At 44.4% G+C, this 23,425-nt stretch carries 25 protein-coding genes; 14 read left to right on the top strand and 11 right to left on the bottom strand.

From position 1 onward, the window contains the following. Both NRIC_RS17570 and NRIC_RS17565 read right to left on the bottom strand, forming a co-directional pair. Positions 1-213 (bottom strand): helix-turn-helix domain-containing protein (locus NRIC_RS17570; protein WP_146622013.1); only part of this gene is annotated, 213 nt, incomplete at its 3' end. 85 nt (positions 214-298) lie between these two features. Further along, on the bottom strand, positions 299-1,114 hold the full coding sequence (locus NRIC_RS17565; RefSeq protein ID WP_146624015.1) for a Cof-type HAD-IIB family hydrolase: 816 nt from the start codon (positions 1,112-1,114) through the stop codon (positions 299-301). Between the two features lie 441 nt (positions 1,115-1,555). On the opposite strand from NRIC_RS17565, the gene NRIC_RS17560 reads away from it, so the two are divergent. From NRIC_RS17560 to NRIC_RS17535, 6 genes are all read left to right on the top strand, one after another. Next, on the top strand, positions 1,556-2,410 hold the full coding sequence (locus tag NRIC_RS17560) for a glycosyltransferase family 8 protein (protein ID WP_146624014.1): 855 nt from the start codon (positions 1,556-1,558) through the stop codon (positions 2,408-2,410). After that, positions 2,407-3,300 carry a glycosyltransferase family 8 protein gene (locus NRIC_RS17555; protein ID WP_146624013.1) on the top strand — a complete coding sequence of 298 codons (894 nt, stop codon included), beginning with the start codon at positions 2,407-2,409 and terminating at the stop codon, positions 3,298-3,300. The genes NRIC_RS17560 and NRIC_RS17555 overlap by 4 nt, the downstream gene beginning before the upstream one ends. Before the next feature lie 57 nt (positions 3,301-3,357). After that, positions 3,358-3,708: an iron-sulfur cluster biosynthesis family protein gene (locus NRIC_RS17550; RefSeq protein WP_146624012.1), complete on the top strand. Its 351-nt coding sequence runs from the start codon at positions 3,358-3,360 to the stop codon at positions 3,706-3,708. A gap of 17 nt (positions 3,709-3,725) precedes the next feature. After that, positions 3,726-4,748 carry a DUF3114 domain-containing protein gene (locus NRIC_RS17545; protein ID WP_146624011.1) on the top strand — a complete coding sequence of 341 codons (1,023 nt, stop codon included), beginning with the start codon at positions 3,726-3,728 and terminating at the stop codon, positions 4,746-4,748. A 91-nt stretch (positions 4,749-4,839) separates the two neighbouring features. After that, entirely contained in the window at positions 4,840-5,754 is a 915-nt protein-coding gene (locus tag NRIC_RS17540; protein WP_227873850.1) for an NAD(P)-dependent oxidoreductase, read from the top strand. A 33-nt stretch (positions 5,755-5,787) separates the two neighbouring features. Continuing rightward, positions 5,788-6,765, top strand: coding sequence for an ornithine cyclodeaminase family protein (locus tag NRIC_RS17535; protein ID WP_146624010.1), 978 nt, complete (start codon positions 5,788-5,790; stop codon positions 6,763-6,765). Positions 6,766-6,834: 69 nt separating this feature from the next. Here the strand turns inward: NRIC_RS17535 and NRIC_RS17530 are convergent, their stop codons facing one another. Continuing rightward, positions 6,835-7,020 (bottom strand): hypothetical protein, encoded by a 186-nt coding sequence (locus tag NRIC_RS17530; RefSeq protein ID WP_146624009.1) that lies wholly within the window; start codon positions 7,018-7,020, stop codon positions 6,835-6,837. A 140-nt stretch (positions 7,021-7,160) separates the two neighbouring features. Here NRIC_RS17530 and NRIC_RS17525 point away from each other — a divergent pair, with 140 nt between their 5' ends. Next, positions 7,161-7,823: an endonuclease III domain-containing protein gene (locus tag NRIC_RS17525; protein WP_175580145.1), complete on the top strand. Its 663-nt coding sequence runs from the start codon at positions 7,161-7,163 to the stop codon at positions 7,821-7,823. A 41-nt stretch (positions 7,824-7,864) separates the two neighbouring features. Here NRIC_RS17525 and NRIC_RS17520 read toward each other — a convergent pair whose 3' ends face one another. Then, a complete protein-coding gene (locus tag NRIC_RS17520) occupies positions 7,865-8,596 on the bottom strand; it encodes an SDR family oxidoreductase (RefSeq protein WP_146624007.1) in 732 nt (243 codons plus the stop codon). 77 nt (positions 8,597-8,673) lie between these two features. Here NRIC_RS17520 and NRIC_RS17515 point away from each other — a divergent pair, with 77 nt between their 5' ends. Beyond that, positions 8,674-9,117: a MerR family transcriptional regulator gene (locus NRIC_RS17515; protein WP_146624006.1), complete on the top strand. Its 444-nt coding sequence runs from the start codon at positions 8,674-8,676 to the stop codon at positions 9,115-9,117. 50 nt (positions 9,118-9,167) lie between these two features. Here the strand turns inward: NRIC_RS17515 and proC are convergent, their stop codons facing one another. Further along, positions 9,168-9,947 carry a pyrroline-5-carboxylate reductase gene (gene proC, locus NRIC_RS17510; protein WP_146624005.1) on the bottom strand — a complete coding sequence of 260 codons (780 nt, stop codon included), beginning with the start codon at positions 9,945-9,947 and terminating at the stop codon, positions 9,168-9,170. Between the two features lie 95 nt (positions 9,948-10,042). Next, positions 10,043-10,348: a hypothetical protein gene (locus NRIC_RS17505; RefSeq protein WP_146624004.1), complete on the bottom strand. Its 306-nt coding sequence runs from the start codon at positions 10,346-10,348 to the stop codon at positions 10,043-10,045. A gap of 87 nt (positions 10,349-10,435) precedes the next feature. Here NRIC_RS17505 and NRIC_RS17500 point away from each other — a divergent pair, with 87 nt between their 5' ends. After that, positions 10,436-11,098: a Crp/Fnr family transcriptional regulator gene (locus NRIC_RS17500; protein WP_146624003.1), complete on the top strand. Its 663-nt coding sequence runs from the start codon at positions 10,436-10,438 to the stop codon at positions 11,096-11,098. Positions 11,099-11,141: 43 nt separating this feature from the next. On the opposite strand, the gene rarD is transcribed toward NRIC_RS17500, so the two are convergent. The 4 genes from rarD to NRIC_RS17480 all read right to left on the bottom strand — a co-directional run bounded on the left by rarD (position 11,142) and on the right by NRIC_RS17480 (position 15,941). Beyond that, a complete protein-coding gene (gene rarD, locus NRIC_RS17495) occupies positions 11,142-12,029 on the bottom strand; it encodes an EamA family transporter RarD (protein WP_307720549.1) in 888 nt (295 codons plus the stop codon). Between the two features lie 55 nt (positions 12,030-12,084). Next, the gene (locus tag NRIC_RS17490) at positions 12,085-13,536 is read right to left on the bottom strand and encodes an alanine/glycine:cation symporter family protein (protein WP_146624001.1); all 1,452 of its coding nucleotides are present in this window, start codon (positions 13,534-13,536) and stop codon (positions 12,085-12,087) included. 189 nt (positions 13,537-13,725) lie between these two features. Continuing rightward, positions 13,726-14,892: a galactokinase gene (locus NRIC_RS17485; RefSeq protein WP_146624000.1), complete on the bottom strand. Its 1,167-nt coding sequence runs from the start codon at positions 14,890-14,892 to the stop codon at positions 13,726-13,728. Positions 14,893-14,906: 14 nt separating this feature from the next. Next, on the bottom strand, positions 14,907-15,941 hold the full coding sequence (locus NRIC_RS17480; protein WP_146623999.1) for a galactose-1-epimerase: 1,035 nt from the start codon (positions 15,939-15,941) through the stop codon (positions 14,907-14,909). A gap of 190 nt (positions 15,942-16,131) precedes the next feature. Between NRIC_RS17480 and NRIC_RS17475 the strand changes: the two genes are divergently transcribed. The 5 genes from NRIC_RS17475 to NRIC_RS17455 all read left to right on the top strand — a co-directional run bounded on the left by NRIC_RS17475 (position 16,132) and on the right by NRIC_RS17455 (position 21,592). Next, on the top strand, positions 16,132-17,037 hold the full coding sequence (locus NRIC_RS17475; protein ID WP_146623998.1) for an AraC family transcriptional regulator: 906 nt from the start codon (positions 16,132-16,134) through the stop codon (positions 17,035-17,037). Positions 17,038-17,245: 208 nt separating this feature from the next. Next, complete coding sequence (locus tag NRIC_RS17470) at positions 17,246-18,559, top strand: MFS transporter (protein WP_146623997.1); 1,314 nt, start codon at positions 17,246-17,248, stop codon at positions 18,557-18,559. A 19-nt stretch (positions 18,560-18,578) separates the two neighbouring features. After that, on the top strand, positions 18,579-20,600 hold the full coding sequence (locus tag NRIC_RS17465) for a CocE/NonD family hydrolase (protein ID WP_146623996.1): 2,022 nt from the start codon (positions 18,579-18,581) through the stop codon (positions 20,598-20,600). 32 nt (positions 20,601-20,632) lie between these two features. Then, entirely contained in the window at positions 20,633-21,004 is a 372-nt protein-coding gene (locus tag NRIC_RS17460) for a hypothetical protein (RefSeq protein ID WP_146623995.1), read from the top strand. Between the two features lie 12 nt (positions 21,005-21,016). Then, the gene (locus NRIC_RS17455) at positions 21,017-21,592 is read left to right on the top strand and encodes an ECF transporter S component (protein ID WP_227873849.1); all 576 of its coding nucleotides are present in this window, start codon (positions 21,017-21,019) and stop codon (positions 21,590-21,592) included. An 80-nt stretch (positions 21,593-21,672) separates the two neighbouring features. Here the strand turns inward: NRIC_RS17455 and NRIC_RS17450 are convergent, their stop codons facing one another. Further along, complete coding sequence (locus NRIC_RS17450; protein WP_146623994.1) at positions 21,673-23,424, bottom strand: NADH-dependent [FeFe] hydrogenase, group A6; 1,752 nt, start codon at positions 23,422-23,424, stop codon at positions 21,673-21,675. Position 23,425 lies beyond the last annotated feature (1 nt).

The following is a 23,425-nucleotide window of genomic DNA, read 5'->3' as shown; positions in this document are numbered from 1 at the left end:
CAGCTTCAATTCTTTCGAATACTTTTTATTCTTATTCGTGGCAATCAGACCAGTGGGCCCTTCATTTTCATATAAAGCACACCATCTTCTGACTGTGTTCACGTTAACTTGGGCTTCTTTAGCTGCACTAGTTAAACTGATTTCCTGTCTAAGATAACTCTCAACAATCTTTATGCGCTCTTCTGCACTGAGCTTCATCCTTCTTTTTCCCATAACAAATACCCCTATCTAGGATTTAATTATTTCCTTGTCCTAGATAGGGGTAGCATAGCACGTCTTTAGCCGTTTTTCGATTGGTTTATTCGCTAATGTACTCATTTAACACGTAAGCGACTCCGGACTCTTCATTTGATTTGGTGATTTTATTGGCTGTTTTTCGCACAGCGGGCGCAGCGTTCTCCATCGCAACGGCAAATCCGCTGGTTTTCAGCATTTCTAAATCATTTTCCTGATCCCCAAAAGCCAACACGTCGTCTAGATCAACAGACAAGTAATGGGTCAAGAAGCTTAAAGCAGCACCTTTATTCACCCCATCTGACATGACCTCCAGCCAATATTTATCCGAGTAGGAACTGTTGATCTTGTGTTTTTCTAACTGAGCCCTTAATTTGACCAGCTTGCTGGTGTCGCTGTCAGTGAAGGCCAATTTGAAGTAGCTGATCTCTCCACTCTCGATTTGGCGCATCAACTCTTCGGCGGAGGAGTCTTTCAAATTAAACTGAGCGTAGTAAGGGCTGTCGACACTGGAGGATTCTTTTTCAAAAAAGATTCGATCGTCTTGTGTTTCCCTGCTGGCTACCACAGTGACTGCAGCATTCATTGCCAAGCGAAGTGAGGTTTGGACCGTATCCTTTGAAATCACATAGCTTTTTAAGATCTCTTTGACCTCGCCTTTTTCTACTCTTGCCACGTAAGCACCGTTTGAAGCCAACGTGTAGCCGCTTAATTGCAGCTGAGCAAAGACTTTTTTGGCGGACAGGATCGAACGGCCAGTTGCTAAGACGACGATTCCTCCTTGAGAGTCAAACTCCTGTAATGCGTGGGCATTTTCTTTGGAAACTTGTCCTTCCGGATCTAAAAGAGTTCCATCAAGATCTACTGCTACTAATTTCATAATAATCCTTCCTTTTTCGTATTTTGTTCCAATGGGTTCCATTTCTTTAAGAGCCTCTATCTGCTGTAATGCGATACATACGATAAATAAAGTTTTACGATTTTTGACCAATAAATGGCTAAAAAAGGGTGTGTTTTGTTGAAAAATAAGCTGTTTTTTTTAGCAAAACCAATTTAAGAATAACTTATTTATGAAAAGATAGATACTTAAATGCTCATGTGATTACAACTACAAAATAAAAACAATGGAATCTATAAAAACTTTAGAAAAAGTTAAGAAATAGGAAAAACATCGAATTTAGGGCTTTTTTAAAGGAATTCTGCAAAAATGATAAGGGTGTCAAAGCAGTTCTTTTGCTAAATATTTGGAGAGGGTCTAATGTTTGATTTGTAACGTATCTGGAAAATACGAACAAAATTCGAAATAGGAGTGATGAACATTATGTTCTCTAAGATCAAAGAACTTCCCATCGTCACAGCTGCTGACGAAAATTACGCTCCTTTCTTGAGTGTAATGATTCGTTCTTTACTTGAAAAAACTTCAAAGGACACACCGATCCGTTTTTATGTGATCGATGACGCACTTTCCGATTCTAGTAAAGAAAAGCTGATGCAAACCGCGGCGCATTATTCGGATTCCGCGGTTATCCAATTCGTCCAAGTAGACAAATCCGTCTATGAGGATTTTTTAGTCAGTGATCATATAACGACCACTGCATACTTTAGAATTTCAATGCCAAAACTGTTGGCGAAGAAAAATTACGAAAAGATACTTTACATTGATGCTGATACACTGATATTGGACGACATCACTAAATTGTACCATCAGAGTTTGCAGGGCAAGACGATTGGTGCTGTGATCGATCCTGGTCAAACCAAAGCATTAAAACGTCTCGGAGTGGACTCAACAGACTATTATTTTAATTCTGGCGTCATGGTAATCGATGTAGCAAGCTGGAATCAGCAGCACATCACTGAAAGGACTATTGAGTATTTGAAAACCAACGGGGACAAAATCATTTATCATGACCAAGATGCGTTAAATGCGGTCCTTTACGAAAACTGGGCACCGTTCCATCCGAGATGGAACATGCAGTCTTCGCTGATTTCGGCTAAGCATCCTGCACCAAATGAGGCATATGATCAGCTTTACAAAGAGGGGCGGGCATTGCCTGCGGTGGTGCACTTTACTGGACATGACAAACCTTGGAACACTCTTGTAGGACATCCTTACCAAGACTTGTACATGGATTTATTAAATGAAAGTATTTTTGAGAAAGTGGTGGATGTACGATGAATAAAGAAAAGATAACTGTTGTTTCAAGCAGCAACGATGCTTTTTCTCCGCATGTTTCAGCACTTTTTGTTTCTGTACTGGAAAATGCGAAGAACCCTAAAGTAACGTTTGACTTTTATGTGATCGATGATGAGATCAGCATTGCCAGCAAACGACTTATGAGAGAAACGATCAAAGCATACAGCAATGCTTCCTTGTATTTTTTGACGATCGATAAAAAATATTTTGAAGATGTGGTGGAGAGCGACCGCATTCCGCAAACTGCGTATTATCGAATCGCGATTCCAGAATTGTTCCGCAACAAAGGACTGGAGAGAATTCTTTATCTTGATTGTGACATGATTGCGTTGACGGATATTTCGGATCTATGGAATGTCGATTTAACAGGGTATACCTTGGCAGCAGTTGAGGATGCCGGATTCCACCATCGCTTGGAAAAGATGGGGATCGAAACCAAGTCGAATCTTTATTTCAATTCAGGCTTTATGCTAATCAATATGGAAAAGTGGCTGGAGGAGAACATTACCAATCGAGTTCTGCAATTTATTCAAGACAATCCAGAAAAACTAAGATTCCACGACCAAGATGCGTTGAATGCGATCTTGCATGATCAATGGCTGCAGCTGCATCCAAAATGGAATGCCCAAAGCTATATCATGAAACGGGAAGTGGAGCATCCGAAGGCAGAAGGTGAACAACAATATTTTGAAACGCGCCGCAATCCGCAAATCATTCACTATTCTGGACATATCAAACCTTGGAGTGAAGAATTTATCTCCCCATTGAAAAAGTACTATCAAAGGTATTCGGATATGACTGCTTTTTCAGAGAACTTCCAATGTGAGAAGAAAAATACTACGACTTACCTTTCTTCACAAAAGTCGGGTTGAACTTTGACGATCCTTGTTGAGAAAGATCAACTTGAGATAAAAGAAGGAGCGAGTAAAATGGAGATTTATGTAACGGATTCTGCTGCAGAAGTGCTAAATAGAAAAGTTGGCGACGATAAGGCCTTTCTCATCGCATTAAATGACCCTTCCAACGGGTTTGCAGCACATGAATGGTTTTGTGCCAAGGGCAGTGCTTTTCAAATCGTGCCGATCTTTACGCCAGTAGAGGGGTATGATACGAGAATCCAAAATCCAGAATTCAATGTTTACATTTCCAAACACGAGAAACCAAGTTTGGGCGAGCAATTAACGATGGATTTTGATACCCAAATGAACAGCTTCCAGTTAAAATGTGAAAAAGGAACCTTGGACAGCAACATTAAGCTGGCGCATTATTTCTTCAGTTAGATCAAAGGAGTTTGACAATGAGCAGAATGTGGGACGACGCAGCAGCGGAAGTTTTTTTCGATGAATTGAAGAAGAAGCGAGGGCATGGCTCTTCGCAGCTGGCCCTGCGGCGAACAATCCAATTGTACGAGCAGGAACAGCTGATAGGCTCTTCGATCTACACTAAGATGTATAAGGCTTGTCGATATTCTTCCCGAGAAAAGATCGAGCTGGTGCTAAATCAGCTAGGGGCTGCCCTGGAGAATGGAACCTTGCAGCTAACAGGGGCTTATCGCTTTGATCCGCAAATGCCGCCCCATGCTGAGTTCCTAGCACTATGGGCCCACACGGTTCAGACGGCTTTTAAGGGAAAAGTATTAGATGATCCACGCGTCCACCAACTGCGAATGTACATTGACCGGAACAATATTCAGTATATTCGAAGGAACTTTGGCCATGGGCAAACGGATGAGGCAGCACTGGCTGCCTATGTTCGAACAGCTAAAAAACAAGGCGGGCTCGGCGGAAGGAAGCTAATTGCCGAACGAGCTCGTTTTCACAATAAATTTTTGAAAACAGAAGCTTATCAGTCTGGACAAGAAAATCGAAAACGGCTGACACCGAACTTTCATTCCGAATTTATTTTGGATGCAAAGCAGCGTTTCGTCAGTCAGTGGAACGTACTGGTGTTTGATCAAAACAGGAAATTGATCACTGAACGTTCTTACTACGATAAGCTTTATCCTACCAAACAGGAGCAGTATTATTTTGAACAACAGATCATGGATGGAGAATCCTTTAATTACGCCAACCGCAACAATTTGGAACATCGACGACTAGACAGTATGCCACCGAGAAAGGAAGATTATACAATGAGAAAAGAAATCGGCAAAAAATGGAGCAACCCTATGGACCAAATCGACTACCGCTTCAAGAAAGCAGATAAGAAGAAAGACGACTATTCAAAAAAAGATAGTCACCACAAATCTTTATTGGTAAAAGTTCTTTCCGTTGTAGCGATCGGCTACTTTACGAAAAAAATCAGAGACCGCAAAAAATAACTTAAATCGAAAATAACCTGTCTCTCCAATTGACGAGTCGCTCATGAAAACGTTATGATTGACTTGTGAATCCGGAGAGGCAGGTTTTTTTGTGGAAAAAATAAAGTTTAAAAAAATGGTGGCGATCGAACCAACGAAGCTGCTGCCAGAGTGGAATGAGCGCTTAAAGGGGTATGCAGAAGAAAGTACCTTTTACAGCGATATTCCTAAAAACAATGAAGCGATCATTGAACGGATCGGGGATGCTGATTGCGTGATGTTGAGCTTCACCAGCGCGATTGATCAGGAGGTCTTGGACGCGTGTCCGACAATTCGTTATATTGGCATGTGCTGCAGCCTGTATTCGCCCGAAAGTGCCAATGTGGATATTCGAGTTGCCCAAAAAAAAGGGATCGTGGTGACGGGAATTCGGGATTATGGTGACGAAGGGGTACGGGAATACGTGATCAGTGAGCTGGTGCGCTTGCTGCAAGGACGAGGCGAGGTCATGTGGAAGGATGAACCAATGGAGCTGACCGGTGTCAAAGTTGGCCTGATCGGAATGGGAACAGTCGGCTCATTAGTAGCAGAAGCGTTGCATTTTTTTGGGGCGGATGTTTCTTATTACAGCCGTACGCGAAAGTCGGAATTGGAAGATCGTTTGTCCATGGATTATTATCTGTTGAACGATTTAGTGACCCACGTTGACATCGTCATCACAGCGCTGAATAAAAATGTAGTTTTATTGAAGCAAGAACAATTTGAACGCATGGGGGAAGGAAAGATTTTGATGAATCTGTCGATCGCTCCTTCTCATGAGATCCAAGCGTTGAAACAGTGGCTGCAGCTGCCAAACACCTTTGCCTTTTGCGACACAGCGGCTGGAATCGGTGAAGAAGTGATTGGTTTGAATAATGTTTTCGCAGGAAAGCATAGTGCCGGCTTGACCTCGATGGCAAAGGTTCGCTTGGCACAAAAGGTGATTCAGAATATCGAAGCATTTTTAAACGAAGAAGGACAAGCATAATTTGAATTCAGAAAAAATGAAGGAGTGAGGGAAATGCTGTTTTTAACGAAGGAAGATATCATGCAGACATTTTGTATGAGGGAAGCTATTGAGGCCGATAAACAGGCCTTGATGATTTTTTCAAAAGGGGAGACAAACTCACCTTTACGAACCAATTTAGAATTGCGAGAGGAAGAAGGTGTCAGTTCCTATATGCCAGCTTATATTGGTGGTTCGGATCCCTCGCTTGGAGTGAAAATCGTTTCGACCTATCTGCACAACATTGAAAAAGGACTGCCTAGTGTAACCGGTACGATGATCGTCATGGACCCTAAAACGGGACTGGTTACTGCTTTATTAGACGGAACTTATCTGACACAGCTGCGTACCGGGGCATTGCAAGGAGCGGCAACGGAGATCTTGGCAAGGGAAAATGCGAAAATCGGCGCGTTGATCGGTACTGGAGGACAAGGGGAGAAACAGCTAGAGGCGATGCTGACTGTACGGCGTTTGACCGAGGTGCGAATTTATGACTTGGCTCAGGACCGGGCAGAAAAATTTGTTGATCGGCTGCAGGATAAATACGATGCAAAACTGGTAGCGACCAAAACCAGTCGTGAGTGTGTCGAAGGGGCCGATATTATCACTAGTGTGACTCCTTCTAATACTCCGACGTTTGAGGCTGAATGGGTCAAGCAAGGCGCCCATGTCAATGCGATCGGATCCTTCACACCGAGCATGTTTGAAGTACCTAAAGAATTGATCAAAAAAGCCGATCGTGTCATTTTTGATACGACTGAGGGTGTATTGAACAATGCTGGAGACTTTATGACGCCTTTGCGCGAAGAGTATATTCCCAAGGAAAAATATTCTGGTGAGCTGGGACAAGTGTTGTTAGGCGAAGTGGAGGGACGGACTTCTGATGAAGAGATCACGATCTTTAAATCAGTGGGAACAGCCGTGATCGATGTGATCGTAGCTAGTCAAATCGTTGATAAAGCCAAGGAGCAAGGCATCGGTGTCGTGTTTTAAATCAGGATATGCAAGAAGACCTCAAAATTAAAAAGATGGTGCGTCCTGACTTCAGAACGCACCATCTTTTTAGCCGAGTGTTCTGCCCAATAAAACCAGCACAAGCAGTATCCCCATCATAGCACCGCCGCTGGCTCCTTGAATCACGGACAAAAATGAGTATAGCTTGTTTTTTCCGTCTTTCTTGACCATCGAATAGGTCACGATCGATAAAACGGTATTAACAATTGATAAAATAAATAAGAATAGCAGCATCTCAATTCCTCCTAACCAATCTCTTTTGCACTGATGAACTTTATTTTAGCAAGGTCTCAAATAAAAAAAAGAAAATTTGCTTCAATGGTCAAAAAATCGTCTTGAATGGTATGAAGAAAAGGAAGAGGAAGTCGTTCAATATGAAAAAAAGAATCGTCAATCTGGAAGAATTGTATACAAAAATGGAGCAACAGATGAGCGAACGCAGATGGTGGGACACGGATGACCCTTGGGAGATCATGATTGGTGCGATCTTAGTGCAAAATACGAACTGGAAAAATGTGGATTATTCATTAGTCAATTTGAAAGAAGCGACGGATTTTGAGCCCAGGTTCATGTTGGGCTTAGACCTGGCGGATTTGCAAAGACTGATTCGGCCGAGTGGTTTTTATAAAAATAAGTCACAGACAATCCAGGCGCTGCTTCAGTGGACGGAAACTTATGGGTTTGATTTAGAAAGAATCAAGCAAAAAAAGCAGGAAATACTGCGTGAAGAACTGTTGGCCATCAAAGGGGTCGGCTTTGAGACGGCGGATGTGCTGCTGGTTTTCATTTTCGAGAAAATCGCGTTTATTGCCGACCGATACGCACAGCGGCTATTTCAACGACTCGGTGTTGAACAAGTGCTAAATTATCAAAAATTACAATCGATCATCTTGCTGCCGGAGAGCTTTACCACAAGCCAAGCACAAAAGCTGCATGGTTGGATCGTAGAATATGGACAATTGTATTTGCGCAATGAGGTGACTTGGGCAAACGGGTTTTTAAAAGACTTTCAATTGAAATGGACAGTTGAAAAATAAAGCGATCAGCAGAGAAAAATACTTCTGCTGATCGTCTTGTTTTAACCGTCTTGTCTTGTCGCAGCAATATCGATCTCGCGGATATTGACTTCCTGCGGCATGTCATAAATGAATTTGACCGTTTGCGCGACGCGAGCTGGATCCAGCGTGATGCCGCCCATTGAATCTTTCCATGCTTGGTAGTCGGACAACGCATGTTGATCCGTTACATGGGTCAGCAATTCGGTTTCGGCTGCTCCAGGAGCGACCAGTGAAACCCGAACGTTGTAGCTGGAAACCTCTTCACGAATGGTCTCGCTTAACCCGTGCACCCCAAATTTTGAAGCCACATAGGCTGCATGGTTGGTAAAGGTCTTTCGTCCGGCCAGGGAAGACATATTGATGATTGTGCCGTGTTTTCTCTCCATCATTTCGGATAAAACAGCCTGCATGCCGTTCAACACGCCTAAAACGTTGGTGTCCAGCATGGTTTTCCATTCTGTCGCAGGTTGATTCTGGACATTTCCCAGCAGCATCACGCCGGCATTGTTGACGAGCAGATCTGTAGGTCCATAGATGGCCTCAGCTTTTTTAATACTTGCCTTCAATGCATCGATGTCAGTCACGTCAACGGAATCCACAAAACTATCGTCAAAATTCAAAGGCAGCCCCTTGATTTTTTCCGTTCTGCGTCCTAGCAGCAGCATCGGATAGTCTTCCTGATTAAACAGCTTGGCGATTTCAGCACCGAAGCCTGAACTTGCGCCTGTAATGACGACTAAAGGTTTTTTCATGTTCAATTCCAGCTTTCTTTGTTAAAGTACTCTTAGTATAGAACTTGGAGGTTACTCCAAGTCAAGGAGGACGTTTGATGTATTCAATCGGAGAGATTTCAAACATGTACGGGATACCTGCAGACACGTTGCGTTACTATGATAAGGAAGGATTGCTGCCTTTTGTTAAAAAAACTGCTGGCGGTCGAAGAATCTTCACAGAGGATGATTTAGGTTATATCGAAGTGATCGAATGCCTAAAAAAATCTGCCATCCCCGTCAAGGAGATCGCTAAGTTCATGGAATGGTGCATGATAGGAGACAGTACTTTGCCGCAGCGCTACGATTTTATCATTGAACAAGAAGCAGTATTGGAAGCCAAGATCCACCAATTGGAAGCAAACCTAGCTTTTCTGCGCTGGAAAAAATGGTATTACCAGCAGGCAAGAGACGCGGGGACAGAAGAAATTTTCTTTGAACCAGGGACGCGGCAGGTGGCCAGGAAATGGCGTGACGAATACGAAAAAAGTTTGAAACAATAAAATTAGACCTGGAACAGACAAGCCTGTTCCAGGTCTAATTTAGTGTGTGGTCACTTCAGTGTCTCATTAACAGCTTCGATCACAGCGTATCGTAAGCCATTTTTTTCCAAAGCCGCGACACCCTTAATGGTGGTCCCCCCTGGAGAAGTGACAGCATCCTTCAAGACAGCAGGGTGCTGGCCAGATTGAAGAGCCAACGCTGCGGTACCCTTGATCATTTGTTCGACTATTTGGTAGGCCAATTGACGATTGACGCCATGCAAGACCGCCGAATCAGCTAATGCTTCAATGAAGATATCGACAAACGCAGGAGCCGAACCAGCGACTGCACTGACTACTTCCAGCAGGGATTCATCGATTTCAATCATTGTGCCTAGCTGTGCTAAGGTTCGATCGATCACTTGTTTGGCCTCGGGCGTAATCAGTGGATTGTAGGAAATGCCCAAGACGCCTTCATTGACTCGTACTGGGGTGTTTGGGATGCAATGAGCGATCGGATAATCCTCACCCAAAATGGCGGTCATATCCGGCAAATCGACACCAGCGGCAACTGAGACGATTGGAATTTTTTCCTTCGTGATCTTTTCCGGCAGTTGATCTAGGATCGGCAGCACACCATCGGGATGAACTGCAATCAAAATCAATGTTGTTTCAGCCAAGCGTTCCTCTTGTTCGACTAAGGTAAATCCCAGCTTTCTTTGCAGATTTTCTGCAGTCTGGCTTTTTCCGCCTTTAATGAAAAGATCGGAAGGCTGTACCTCTTTTGAGCGAATCAGTCCTTCGATGATTGCACTGCCCATATTGCCGGCGCCGTAAACTCCAATTTTCATGAGAATCCCTCCTGATAAGTATTGCGGCTTTATTATCTCACGCTTTCGTAAAATTAGAAATCAAGGCGCATCCGATTTACAGAAGAGGCATTTTGTTAACTGACGGCTTTAATATTTGGGTTAGTAAAGCTCGTACGGCAATGATAGCCAGCACAGGTCGATCGTTTTGCTGATTGTTTGGTCCAGCAGTGGGGGCAGACGATGGAAACCGCGAATGGATCGACCGTATAGCTTCGCGATTCAGCCTGCACATGCTGTTTGGCCCGACACAGGACCATTTCTTTGCGCTGCTGTTCATATACAGCAATCGATTGATGGTAGCGAATTGTTTTTTTGCGTTTAGCGGTTTGAATAGCATAAATAATGAAACCAATAGCCATGAGTAAGAAAATAAGGTACATACTACTCACCTCCATAGTCCTATCTTAGTGTAGATTATTGCCAAGTCACTAGGACATATGTCATACTCTGAGAAAAAGGAGAAAAAGATGCGCAACCAGCCTTTATTGAACGCTCACGTTCAACTGTTGAAAAAATATGGACTTAGCGATCATCAGTCTGACTGCAGGTATCAAACCTATCGGATCGGTGAAACAATCCTGGAACAAGGAGCCAAGCTGTCCTATTTAATGATCGTGGTTTCCGGCAAAGCCAAAGTCTGCAGTACCGCGATGAATGGCAAGGACTTAGTGTTGTCTTATTATTTGTCCAGCGGGTTGATTGGAGATGTGGAGCTGATGACCGACTCTCCTAGTGCAGTGGCCTCTGTTATCGCACTTTCTGAGGTGGGATGTATTAAGGTGCCTTACTACGGCAAGCAGGATCCTTTATTTGAAAACCTAATTTTTATGAAAATCTTGGCTGAAAGCCTGACGGAAAAATTAAACAGCAGTTCTCAGAACTATTTGTCTACGGCTCTTTATACCGGGGAACAACGGCTGTGTTCTTACATTTTGCGCGGGGCTTACAAACACTATTTCATAGATAACTTGACTGATGCAGCGGCAACGATAGGGCTGAGCTACCGACATCTCTTTCGATTGCTGAAGAAGCTTTGTGATGATCAGCTAATCGTCCGCGAAGGTCCAGGCTTTCGTATTCTCGATGAAAAACGATTAAGACAACGATCCTCGGAGGCAAGCGGAGGATAAAAAAGACAATCTCGCGTGTTGAGATTGTCCTTTAAGTGTATTATCAGATATTGGCCTTTCGCATGTTCAGCAGATTGCCCACAATGAAAATCAGGATGCCCAGCCAAATAAAAGAAAAAGCCGCCAGCTGAGCCAGGCCGTAAGGCTCATGGAAGACAAAAACAGCCTGCAAAAGCATGATCGTCGGGGCAATGTATTGAATAAAACCAAGTGTAACGTAAGACATTTTCTTGGCTGCATAAGCAAACAACAGCAACGGAATCGCTGTAACGATGCCTGCGCCCATTGTCAATAAATTCGACGTCAAGTCGTAGCCCATGAAACCTGCTTTCGAGAAAAAGATCAAATACACCAAGCCGACTGGGGCGATCACCATCGTCTCGATCGTCAAACTTGCTGAAGCACTTAAAACAACCTTTTTCTTCGTCACGCCGTAAATACAGAAGGTGGCGGCCATAATGATCGAGGCCAAAGGAAATTTGCCTGTTTGGATCGTCAGCAAAAGCACACCGATCGCGGCTGAAGCAGTCGCTAATTTGGCTTGACGAGTCAACGGTTCTTTTAGATAGATCGCTGCGGCCAGTACATTGAACAGCGGATTGATGTAATAGCCAAGACTGGCTTCTTGCACCTGACCGATGTGTACCGTGTAAATGAAGGTTCCCCAGTTGCAGGAAATCAGAACAGCGGCCAAAGCGACGGTTAGAAAACTTTTCTTGTCTTGCAGCAACCCGCGAAATTCTATCCAAAAAGCCGCCAGCTTCCCTGACAGCACAAAATAGATCATCATAAATACCAGTGACCAAACGATCCGGTAGAACAAAATATCCACCGCGCCGATGTTTGGCATTAGTTTCCAGTAAAATGGAAGGATTCCCCAAAGCACATAGGCAATAATTCCTGCGAAAACGCCCGATTCTTTTTTCAACATATCCCTCCTATAAGGTTAGAAAAGGTATCAATCGGTTGATTGACACCTTTTAGGTTTAATATTCATCGTCCAATTTTGCTTCTGTCAATGGCAGAGAGGAGAGATCATCTGTTCCAGCTTCAGCCATCCGTGAAAAATAGGACTTGGTTTCTTTAAAGACGACAGGGCTCAATAAGATCAAGGCGATAATATTAGGAAAGGCCATCAATCCGTTGAAAATATCGGCGATCGTCCAAACCGCAGTAACGGTCAAGTAAGGACCGATAAAAACTGCGAAGATGTAGACCCAGCGGAAAATGGCTGAAAATTTCGTATTGCCATTGGTCAAATAGCTGAGACAACGTTCGGAGTAGTAATTCCAGCCTAAAATCGTTGTAAAAGCAAAGAAAGCTAAACAAATCATCAGTAGCAAGGAAGCAATGGTCTGCGAAATAGGCAAGGCTTCAGAGAAAGCATAGATCGTCACTGCCGAACCTTCTAAACCAGTCTGCCAAGCACCAGTCAAGATGATGGCCATCCCTGTCATGTTACAGACAATGATCGTATCGATGAAGGTTCCGGTCATAGAAACCAATCCTTGCCGAACCGGTTCCTTGGATTGGGCTGCTGCTGCGGCGATCGGCGCACTCCCCAAACCAGATTCGTTTGAGAAGATTCCGCGAGCGATTCCTTTTTGCATCGCGATCATCATGGCACCCATGGCACCTCCAGAGACTGCACGCAAGCCAAAAGCACCTTGGAAAATTTCTACGATGACGCCAGGCAGTTTTCCTAAGTTCATGAAGATCATAAACAAGCACAAGCCAACGTAAATCACGATCATCAATGGCACGATAATCTCAGACACGCGAGCGATTCGCTGTACGCCACCGATCAATACGATAGCAACTAAAACCGTCACGATTGCTCCAGAAATAACGACTGCCCATGAGTACTCATTGCCGAATAGGCTGATCGTGTTCAATTTCTCAGGATCAAAAAAGGTTTCCGCTGCAGAAGTGATCCCATTGATCTGAGCGATAGTTCCGATGCCGATAAGCCCAGCGATTGCTCCGAAAAAGGCAAACAATTTTGCCAGCCAGCGCCAGTTTTTGCCTAACCCATTTTCAATGTAGTAAAACGGTCCGCCTAAAGCTTTGCCGTCATTGTCGAAGGTGCGGTATTTGACTGCCAGCAGTCCTTCGGCATATTTGGTAGCCATTCCCAGCAATCCAGCTAATTCCAGCCAGAACAGTGCACCTGGTCCTCCAGCGACAATTGCTGTGGCAACACCTACGATATTACCAGTCCCAATGGTTGCTGACAAAGCGGTACACAGCGCTTGGAAGCTGGTGACATCACCTTGTCCGCCGTCCTCGTTCTTGACCATGTACTTCAGCGCAAGCGGCAAGCGGCGAATTTGGATCGCACGACAGCCGATGGTCAAAATAATACCAATTCCTAAAATCAAAAGGATCATCGGTGCGCCCCAAATCACAGAATTAAGTTTTGTTAAAAAAGAATCCATCCAACCCCTCCTATTTTTTGCCATTTTATCATAAAATGATTGCTGGCGCTTTGAAAAGTGAAAAAAAGATTCCTTTTTAAGAGTGATTGTTCGTTTTTTAACAGCGTGAAGGAGGGATTCTTTGCTTGTTTTTCAGCAATACCAATTCCAAAAAAAGGGACACGAAGAATTATCGTGTCCGCTGAGATATTAGAGTTTGGTAGTTCCGCTGCCGATGTGAGCAACGTAGAAGGTTGGTGCATAGCCGATTGCTTTTTCATAAACGGCTTGCACTTTTTCCTCAAAATCAGGAATGGCTTCCTCTTTGACAACTGCGATGGCACAGCCTCCAAAGCCTGCTCCTGTCATGCGGGCTCCGAGGACTCCCGGCTGTGCCTGCGCCGCTGCCACTAAGCTGTCTAGTTCAAGCCCAGTCACTTCATAATCGTCTCGCAACGAACGGTGGGAATCATTCAACAATTGACCAAATTGAGTCAAATCACCTGCCACCAGTGCTTTTTTCGCCTTGAGGGTCCGTTGATTTTCGTAGACTGCATGCCGTGCTCGTTTGATCAGTGTTTCGTCGCCGATCAACGCGAGATTTGCATCAAAAGTTTCCTCATCTAAATCACCTAATGCTGTGACTGTTAGTTTTTGTTGTAATAGCTGCAATGCTTTTTCACATTCGCTGCGGCGCTCATTGTATTTTGAATCAGCCAGTTCACGGCGTTTGTTAGTATTCATGATCACTAACGCATAACCATCTAATTCGATTGGCACCATTTCGTATTTCAGAGTATTTGTGTCTAATAGGATCGCCTGATTTTCTTGACCAAAGCCTATGGCAAACTGGTCCATGATCCCTGAGTTGACGCCGATAAACTCATTCTCAGTTTTTTGTCCGAGCTTGACCAGTTCCAGTCGGTCAGTAGAAAGCTCAAACAAGTCTTCCAGTATCACACCTACCAACAATTCTAGAGAAGCACTGCTGGACAGTCCAGCACCATTGGGAATGTCGCCTTCTACAACGAGTTCAAAGCCATGATCGATAGAATGTCCGGCTTCTTTCAGTTTTAAGATCATGCCTTTTACGTAATTCGCCCAATCGTGCTGTTTGTCATAAGTCAACTCTTTTAATGTAAAATGAATCTCTCCGACGTCCTTAAAGTTCGTCGAATAGACGATGACTTGATCGTCTTCCCGGGGACTAGCGATCCCATAGGTCCCATAGGTAATGGAGGCAGGGAAGACATAACCGCCGTTGTAGTCGGTGTGTTCTCCGATCAGATTGATTCGTCCTGGTGAAAAATAAGCAGCGCGTTCTTTATCGCCGAAATGTTCAACAAATGTTTGATCTAAAGCTTGATTGATTTTCATTGCATCTTTTCCTTTCAGAATTCCAGTTGGAATATAGTCGTTGTTTGCATGGGTTGACCGGCTTTTAACCAAATCGAACCAAATGCCGGAAATTGTTCCGCACCCGGAGCTGTTTGTGTCTCAAAAGTGATTCCGCCATGGTGAGCCAACGTCTTGCCGCGCATTTCCGGGCCATTTTCACCAAAGTTGGCAGTGAAGACCACTACGCTTGAAGCCTCTGTTTTTACAGTGACCGCTACTTGTTTATCAGGGCTGGTCAGCTTGGCAGAGGGAACATTCAAACGAGGATCGTTTAAAAAGAAAGGATGATCCAATCCATCGAAAAGTTCTTTTTGCCCAAACTTGCCAGAAAATACAGGTCCTAAAGCCTTTTCGATTTGGAAATCAAAATCTGTTCCATTCACTGCTTGTTTTTCACCCAGCGGAATCAGATCCGGCCTTAATGGTGCAAAGTAGGCACTATTAAGAAACAGCGTATGCTGATCGATCGGCTGAGTGACATCTCCAGATAAATTAAAATACACATGATTTGTCGGATTGTACAAAGTATCTTGATCACTGACACCAGTCGTGGTCAAGCGCCAAGTATTGTCTTCAGTCAAGGTGTAGCGTACATCAGTTTGTAACTCTCCGGGGAATCCATTTTCTTTATCAGGACTTGTAAGGGTAAAAAGGACTGAAGCTTCACCGTTTTTTTCTTCCAGTTGGTAGTCCCATTTCTTGGTTTCAAATCCCGGAGATCCGCCATGCAGCGTATGTCCGGTCTCAGGGTCGGTCAAAACTTGGAAATGCTTTTGTCCGATAGTAAAACGGCCGCTTTCGATCCGTCCAGCGGTTCGTCCGATTGAGGCACCGATGTAGGGGTCTTTCTCCAAATAATCTTCGACATGTTCAAAACCTAATATCAGCTCGCGTTTTTCCTCGCCGATCGGAACCTTCAAGCTGACGATACGAGCTCCCAAGTCCGATACAGTTAATGCGACACCGTTCTTGTTAGTCAATGTGATCAAATGATATCCCTGTCCAAATTCGCTTTGTGTGATCGTCATAATAAAATCCTTTCTTAGAAAAATAGCGTTTATTTCATTGGAGCTTTTTTTTGGATGCTTGTCAAGAAAAGGGGCGAGCATTTCCACAAAATGAGTGTATCAAGTAATCGCTTTCTCGGTGAGAGCATTTCGTGATAACTATTTAACTTTTTGTTGCATTTTGCGATAATAAGAAAGAGGAGGGGTACATGTGGAACAGGCATTGTTTTTGAAGAAGGACCATCATTATCTTTCAGGGGATCTTTTTTTTGATTTTTGCGGATTTTCAAAAAATCTGCCCTTTCATTCGTTTGGACCAGCGATTCGCCAGCAGTATATTTTGCACATCGTAATGGATGGAACAGGAACGTACCATGTGAAAGATCAGCAATACAAATTAAAAAAAGGCGACCTGTTTTTGATTCGGCCTGGCGATTCAACATTTTATCATGCGGATGGGGAAGAACCTTGGTTGTATTGCTGGATCTCTTTTGGCGGAAAAGTAGCGGATGAAGTAATTCGCCAATCGGTTTTTCAGGAAAACGGATATACGATGGTGTCCTCCACGATCCAAAAGTATATTGATTTGATCATGGACTGTATGGCATTCAACGAGGATAGTCTTTCCAGCGAGCTGCGGTTAAACGAGCAATTGTATCGACTGTTTTATCTGCTGATAAATGACGGAGGCACACTGACCTTGGGGACACAAAAGGGACACTCGCCGCTAGCGATCGAAGTGATGAGCTACATCCAACAGCATTACGCTGAAGAGATCACGGTTGAGCAGATCGCAAAAGCATTAGCGGTAAACCGCAGCCATCTTTCACGATTGTTCAGCACGCATATCGGCATGAGCATCAAGGAATATTTGACAGGGGTACGGATCAATCGCGGGGCGTTTCTTTTGTCTATGACAGATAAGTCCATTGAAGCAATTGCTCAGGAAGTCGGGTTTAACAGTTTGGTCGTCTTCAGTCGAACCTTTAAGAAAGTTACTGGTGAAACAGCACGCAGTTATCGCAAGCGGATGCAGCAGGAATCTGCTAGTAATCTCTCCATGGAAAAGCTGCGTGTCCTGCTGGAACGCCAGCAGATCGTTTCAAGAGCAACCTAATACAGAGTGGATCAAGAGGCTGTAACAGTCATGTCACAGCTTATTCTGTTCGCGACTTCACATTGTTTGACGGATTTATTCATGATAAAATTTCTATAGATACATCTTTTATTGTTGCGGGTGCTATGATGAATAACGCTTTTACAGGAAGAAACAGAGGTGAATCTAACAGAAACGGAACAAAAATTGGGATATAAGGGGGAACATTATGGAAACGGCGAAGGAAGTAAAGCAGGGATTGCGGAAGAATTTCTTTACAGTCATTTTATTGGCGATTGCAGGATCGATTATTTATGGGTTGGCCTATTTTCGTTTGTATTATTACGATGCTTATATTGCTACGTATCACTTGACCAACACACAGATGGGTTCACTGGGAAGTGCTTATGGTTTTATGGGACTGGTTTCGTATTTGATCGGCGGGATTTTAGCCGACCGTTTTGCCGCAAAAAAATTATTAGTCTTTTCATTGATCGCAACTGGACTTGGTGGTTTTTTACATTTGTTTTTCACCAGCTTCATTGCGCTTTTTTTGATCTATGCACTTTGGGGAGTGACCTCATTGCTGACGTTTTGGCCGGCTCTGTTGAAAATCGTGCGGATGCAGGCAAACGAAGATGAACAAAGTCGGGCATATGGCATTTTTGAAGGAACACGGGGAATCACCAATGTAATCCATATGGCAATTGCTACGGCGATTTTTGGTTTCTTCCAAAAACAAATTACTGAGGCGTCTGGGCTGCGTTGGATTATCATTTTTTATTCTGTGATCCCAATCGTTTGCGGTTTCGCCTTTTTATTTTTAGTAAAGGAGCCAACGAGATCAGCAGAAGATGCATCGGGTGAAAAATTGAAGCTTCAAGACATTGTCGATGTCCTTAAAATGCCGGCGATCTGGATCATTATCGGGTTGATGTTTACCAGCTATACCTTTAACATGTCGATTTATTATTTTACACCCTATGCTTCCAATATCATTGGCACCTCGGCCGTTTTTGCGGCAGTGGTGACTGTTTTGGCGCAATACTGCCGGTTGGTGGCAGCACCGGTGGGTGGATTTGTAGCCGATCGCTTCAGTAAGTCGACAGTCATGCTCGGCGGCTTCGTCGCAATGGGGATCGGCACCGCCCTCATGCTCGCTGTGGCTGGGATCAGCGGTCAGCTGCAGATCGTTCTTTTGATTGTAGCGGCGAGCATTGTGTATCTAGCGATGTTTTCAAACTATGGTTTATTCTTCTCCTTTATGTCGGAAGGAAAAATTCCTTTGCGGCTGTCCGGCATAGCCATCGGTCTAGCCAGCACTTTGGGGTATTTGCCGGAGGTCTTAGCACCATTGGCAGCTGGGAATATTTTGGACCGTTACGCAGGAAATACAGGCTATTACATTTATTTTGGCATTATGATTGCGATGGCAGTGCTCGGTGCCGTTTTATGTGTGGTTTGGGGAAGAACTTACGGTAAACGCTATAAAGAAGAAATGAGACAAAAAGCTGCGGAACAATCAGCAGTTGAAAATAAGTAAATCATAGGAGGATGAACTCGTGAAAAAAATCATCACTGAATTTCCGTATGATGTGGAGATTATCGAAAATGAATGGTACACCTTGTCGGACGGTACCCGGTTGTCCTGCCGAATTTGGCTGCCAAAATCTGAAGAACCGCTGCCAGCTATTCTAGAGTATTTGCCTTATCGCAAAACAGATGGGACTAGAGGACGCGATAATCCGATGCATGGGTATTTCTCTGGACACGGCTACAATGTAGTACGTGTGGATATGCGAGGGACAGGTGAATCAGATGGACTGTTGGAGGATGAATATTTAAAGCAAGAACAGGATGATGCACTGGAGATTATCGATTGGATTAGTAAACAACCGTGGTGTGATGGTCAAGTAGCCATGATGGGAAAATCCTGGGGCGGCTTTAACTCGCTGCAGATCGCAGCTAGAAAACCACCAGCACTTAAAGCAGTGATGGTCGTTGGTTACACTGATGATCGGTACAACAATGATATCCACTATAAAGGTGGAATGATCCTCAATGATAGTTTTTGGTGGGGAGCAATCATGCTGGGGTATCAATCAAGGGCGATCGATCCTCGAATCGTTGGTGATCGTTGGCGTGAGATGTGGCTGAATCGCCTTGAAAACATGCCACTGTGGATGGCCAATTGGCTAGAGCACCAAACGAGAGATGCGTATTGGCAGCATGGTTCGGTCTGCGAAGACTACTCGGCTATTCAAGTACCAGTTTTTGCGGTAGACGGGTATGCAGATTCCTACACGAACACAGTATTGAGCCTGCTGGAGGGAGTTGATGTGCCTAAGAAGGGCATTATTGGCCCATGGGCGCATGTCTATGCCCACGATGGCGTGCCGGAACCAGCAATCAATTTCTTAGGGGAGGGCGTTCGTTGGTGGGACCATTGGTTAAAAGGCAAAGACAATGGCGTGTTAGACGGACCGATGGTTCAAGCTTGGATCGAGGACAGTATGCCGCCGTCCACCAACATACCCGTAAGCAAGGGACGATGGGTTGCAATCGAAGACTGGCCGTCTAAAGCCGTTGCTTCAAAAAACTATCGATTAACTTATGGACAGTTGGTTGATAAGCGTGCGACTGCAGAGGAACAGGTTCTTTTACGGACACCATTGGCGCACACCTTGCTGGCTAACGAATGGATGGGAGCAGGGGTTCCCGGAGAATCCCCAGGAGATCAGCGGATCGATAATGGGTTGGCTCTCAGCTTCGATTCAGAGGTGCTGGAAGCAGATGTAAACATCTTTGGGTATCCACGAATCGAGATTGAACTGTCTAGTGATAAGCCGAATGCCATGTTGTATGCTTCATTATGTGATGTGGCGCCAGACGGAGCCTCGACGCGTGTTTCTTATGGGGTGATGAATCTGACACACTTGCAGGGACATGACAAGGTTGTTCCGCTTACGCCGGGAGAAAAGGTGAATGCCTTTGTTGGGTTGGATTGCTGCGGACATCGCTTCAAGAAAGGTCATCGAATCCGTTTGTCGTTAGCCAACAATGCTTGGCCGATGTTTTGGCCGCTGCCAGAAGAGTACAGCTTGACGCTCAACCTGCATGAGGCCAAATTCACTTTACCGATATTCAGCGGCGAAGACACTAAAGGACCGGATCCTGAAGCCCAGTCTGCTGCCTTGACGCCAACAACCGTACTTTCTGAAGGCAAAGTAGAGCGGGAAATCAAGTATGATCTAGTTAACGATGCTTGGACCTGCATCACCAACGGCATTGGCGGTGTATTTGGAGAAGGGATCTATCGATTTGATGAGATCGACGTGACCGTAGAGCACAATCTGAAGCGAGAATTGACGGTTTCCAACAGAAACCCGCTTTCCGCCAAATATGTGATCACACAAAATATGCGGATCGGTCGTGAAGGATGGTGGACGAATTCGGACATTGTCACAACACAAACCTCAGACAAAGATTACTTTTATCTTACTGGACAGATGGACGTGAGCGAAAACGATCAGCATATTTACACGAAAAGCTGGGAAAAGAAAATTAAGCGAAATGGCATGTAGCGAACAAGAAGACAGTTAAAAAGGCGTCTGGCATGAATCGAATTCAAATCGGTTCAGCTGGACGCTTTTTAGTAAAACTTTTTGTTGTCCATGGGGTTCTTTTAGTCTATGGTTGTTTGAACCCGGTGTTAGCAGCGAAGATTTCCAAACGATCGATCTCATCAGTGAACAATGGCATCTCCGTTGCGGCAGCTGCATCGGTAACGAAAGGTAGTATCTTGTCAGTGAATGAAAATTCAAGTGTTAAATGTTGTAGTAGGGGAGAGAAGCAAAATCAAATACCGCAAATTCAAAAAAGCCTTTTTAATTTCTGCGATATATCTGGTACAATTAATGTATCAACTAAGCGTCATTATTTATTTTTTATGTGCAACGAGCAACTCAATACAAGCGGAAGGATGTGAAAGGGTTTATTTGTGAATAAACGATCAAATTTACCCGACAATATGAATCGAAAAGCATTATGGATCACTCAAACAGCAGTATTATTGGCATTATTGATTGCAATTCAGGCAGTGACTGCTGGTTTAGGCAACACTTTAGTGACCGGCTCATTGGTCAATTTGATCTTGATCGTAGCAGTAACTACAGGAGGATTGGCAAGTGGGTTGACGATCGCTGCATTATCCCCATTTTTTGCCTTTATGTTCGGGATTGGGCCGGCTTTTCCGCAGATCGTTTTTTGTGTAGCGATCGCTAATGCAGTTTTAGTGACGATCTGGCATATGATCGCAGGCATTGACAAGAAGCAGAACATTGCCAGCTTATTGATCGCAGCAATCGTGGCTGCAGTGGTAAAATTTGGAGTTCTTTATCTCTCTGTGGTCCAATTCGTAGTTCCAATCTTATTAAAAATGCCCGCTCCTCAAGCGGCCATGGTCTCGGGGGCCTTCTCGTTTCCACAGCTGGTCACAGCATTGACGGGAGGGGCCATAGCCATCGTGATCGTGCCTGTTCTTTCAAGAGCTTTAAATCGGCAGCAAATTAGCTAAAACATCATAAAGTAAACAAGGCTGGATCATTCATCGATAAGATGAGTGATCCAGCCTTGTTTTGTGAACATTCAATTGGCTTAAGAAATTTCAATTTCTGATCGATCCCGGTAGCTGGTATGCAAAATATGGTGTGCTTTTAAGCTCCCTGGTTTGTCCAAAAATTCTTGATAGATTTTTTGAACGATTGGATTTTCGTTGGATTTTCGCAGTCCTTTGTCCTTGTCCTCTGCATAAAGTGCTGCTGCTCGTTTGGTTTTCAGGTCAACAAAGTTTCGCACTGAAGCGGGTTGGACCGGTTGTCCGCCGCCATTGATACAGCCGCCAGGACAACCCATGATCTCTACAAAGTGATAGAAGGCTTCTCCGGCCTGGATTTTTTCGATTAGTTTTTTGGCGTTGCTGATGCCAGAGGCTACAGCGACATTGACTGTTGCACCGCTCATTTCATAAGTAGCTTCCTTGATTCCGGACATGCCGCGAACTTCTGTAAATTCGACTTGCTCCAATGAATGGCCTGCCAGTGTTTCTGCTGCAGTCCGCAGTGCCGCTTCCATTACACCACCAGTTGCACCAAAGATGTAGCCTGCTCCAGTTGCTTCACCCAATGGGTTGTCGAAGGATTCATCCTCCAGCTCGACAAATCGAACGCCGGCTTTATCGATCATTCTGGCCAATTCACGTGTCGTCAAGGCGACATCGCAATCCGAATAGCCTGCGGCTGCTTCATCTTCTCGTGTTACTTCAAATTTCTTAGCTGTACATGGCATGATACCCACAACAAAAATGTCTTTCGGATCGATGCCTTCTTTTTCCGCATACCATGTTTTTGCCAAAGCGCCAAACATTTGCTGCGGCGATTTACAGGTGGACAGGTTTGGAATCAATTCTGGATGATAAGACTCGCAATATTTGACCCATCCTGGTGAACAGGAGGTAAACATTGGGAATGGTCCATTGTTTTCAACGCGTTCCAAGAATTCATTGGCTTCTTCCATAATGGTGAAGTCTGCAGCCACGTTGGTATCGAACACGCGATCAAAGCCTATTCTACGCAAGGCGGCCACCATTTTTCCCTCTACGTTGGAGCCGATCGGCATATGGAAGGCTTCGCCCAGTGTTACTCGAATAGAAGGGGCGGTTTGTACAATCACGTGTTTTGTCGGATCCTCCAATGCGTCCCAAACTTCTTGCGTCTGGTCTTTCTCGTGAATCGCTCCAGTCGGGCAGACCACGATACATTGGCCGCAAGAGATACATGGTACATCACCTAGATTTTGTTCATAAGCACTGCCAATATGGGTGTTGAAGCCGCGATTGTTCGGGCCGATTACCCCAACAGATTGCCACTTCGAACAAACCGCTACGCAACGGCGGCAAAGAATACATTTATTGTTGTTGCGGACCATGTGTACGGCACTGTCGTCAAATTCGTATTCGCAATTTTCGCCGTTGAAGTAATCTTCGTCGTCGACGTTGAACTCTTTACAAAGTTTTTGCAGCTCGCAATTACCACTGCGGATACAAGACAGACATTTCCTTTCGTGTGTCGAAAGAATCAGCTCCAAACTCAACTTGCGTGAATTGAAGACTTTTTGAGAATTGGTAGTGATCTCCATTCCTTCACTGATTGGGTAGACACAGGCGGTCACCAGACTGCGAGCCCCTTTAACCTCCACGACACACATTCGGCATGCGCCGATTTCGTTGATTTCTTTCAAATAGCATAGGGTAGGGATTTCAATATTGTTGATGCGGGCTGCTTCAAGAATGGTCGAGCCTTCTGGAGCAGTACAAATTTTTCCATTGATCGTGATCATAACTTCTTTCACT

The organism is Enterococcus florum, from assembly GCF_004309355.1.
Lineage (GTDB): Bacteria > Bacillota > Bacilli > Lactobacillales > Enterococcaceae > Enterococcus_A > Enterococcus_A florum.
This window is presented reverse-complemented; position numbering and strand designations above follow the sequence as displayed.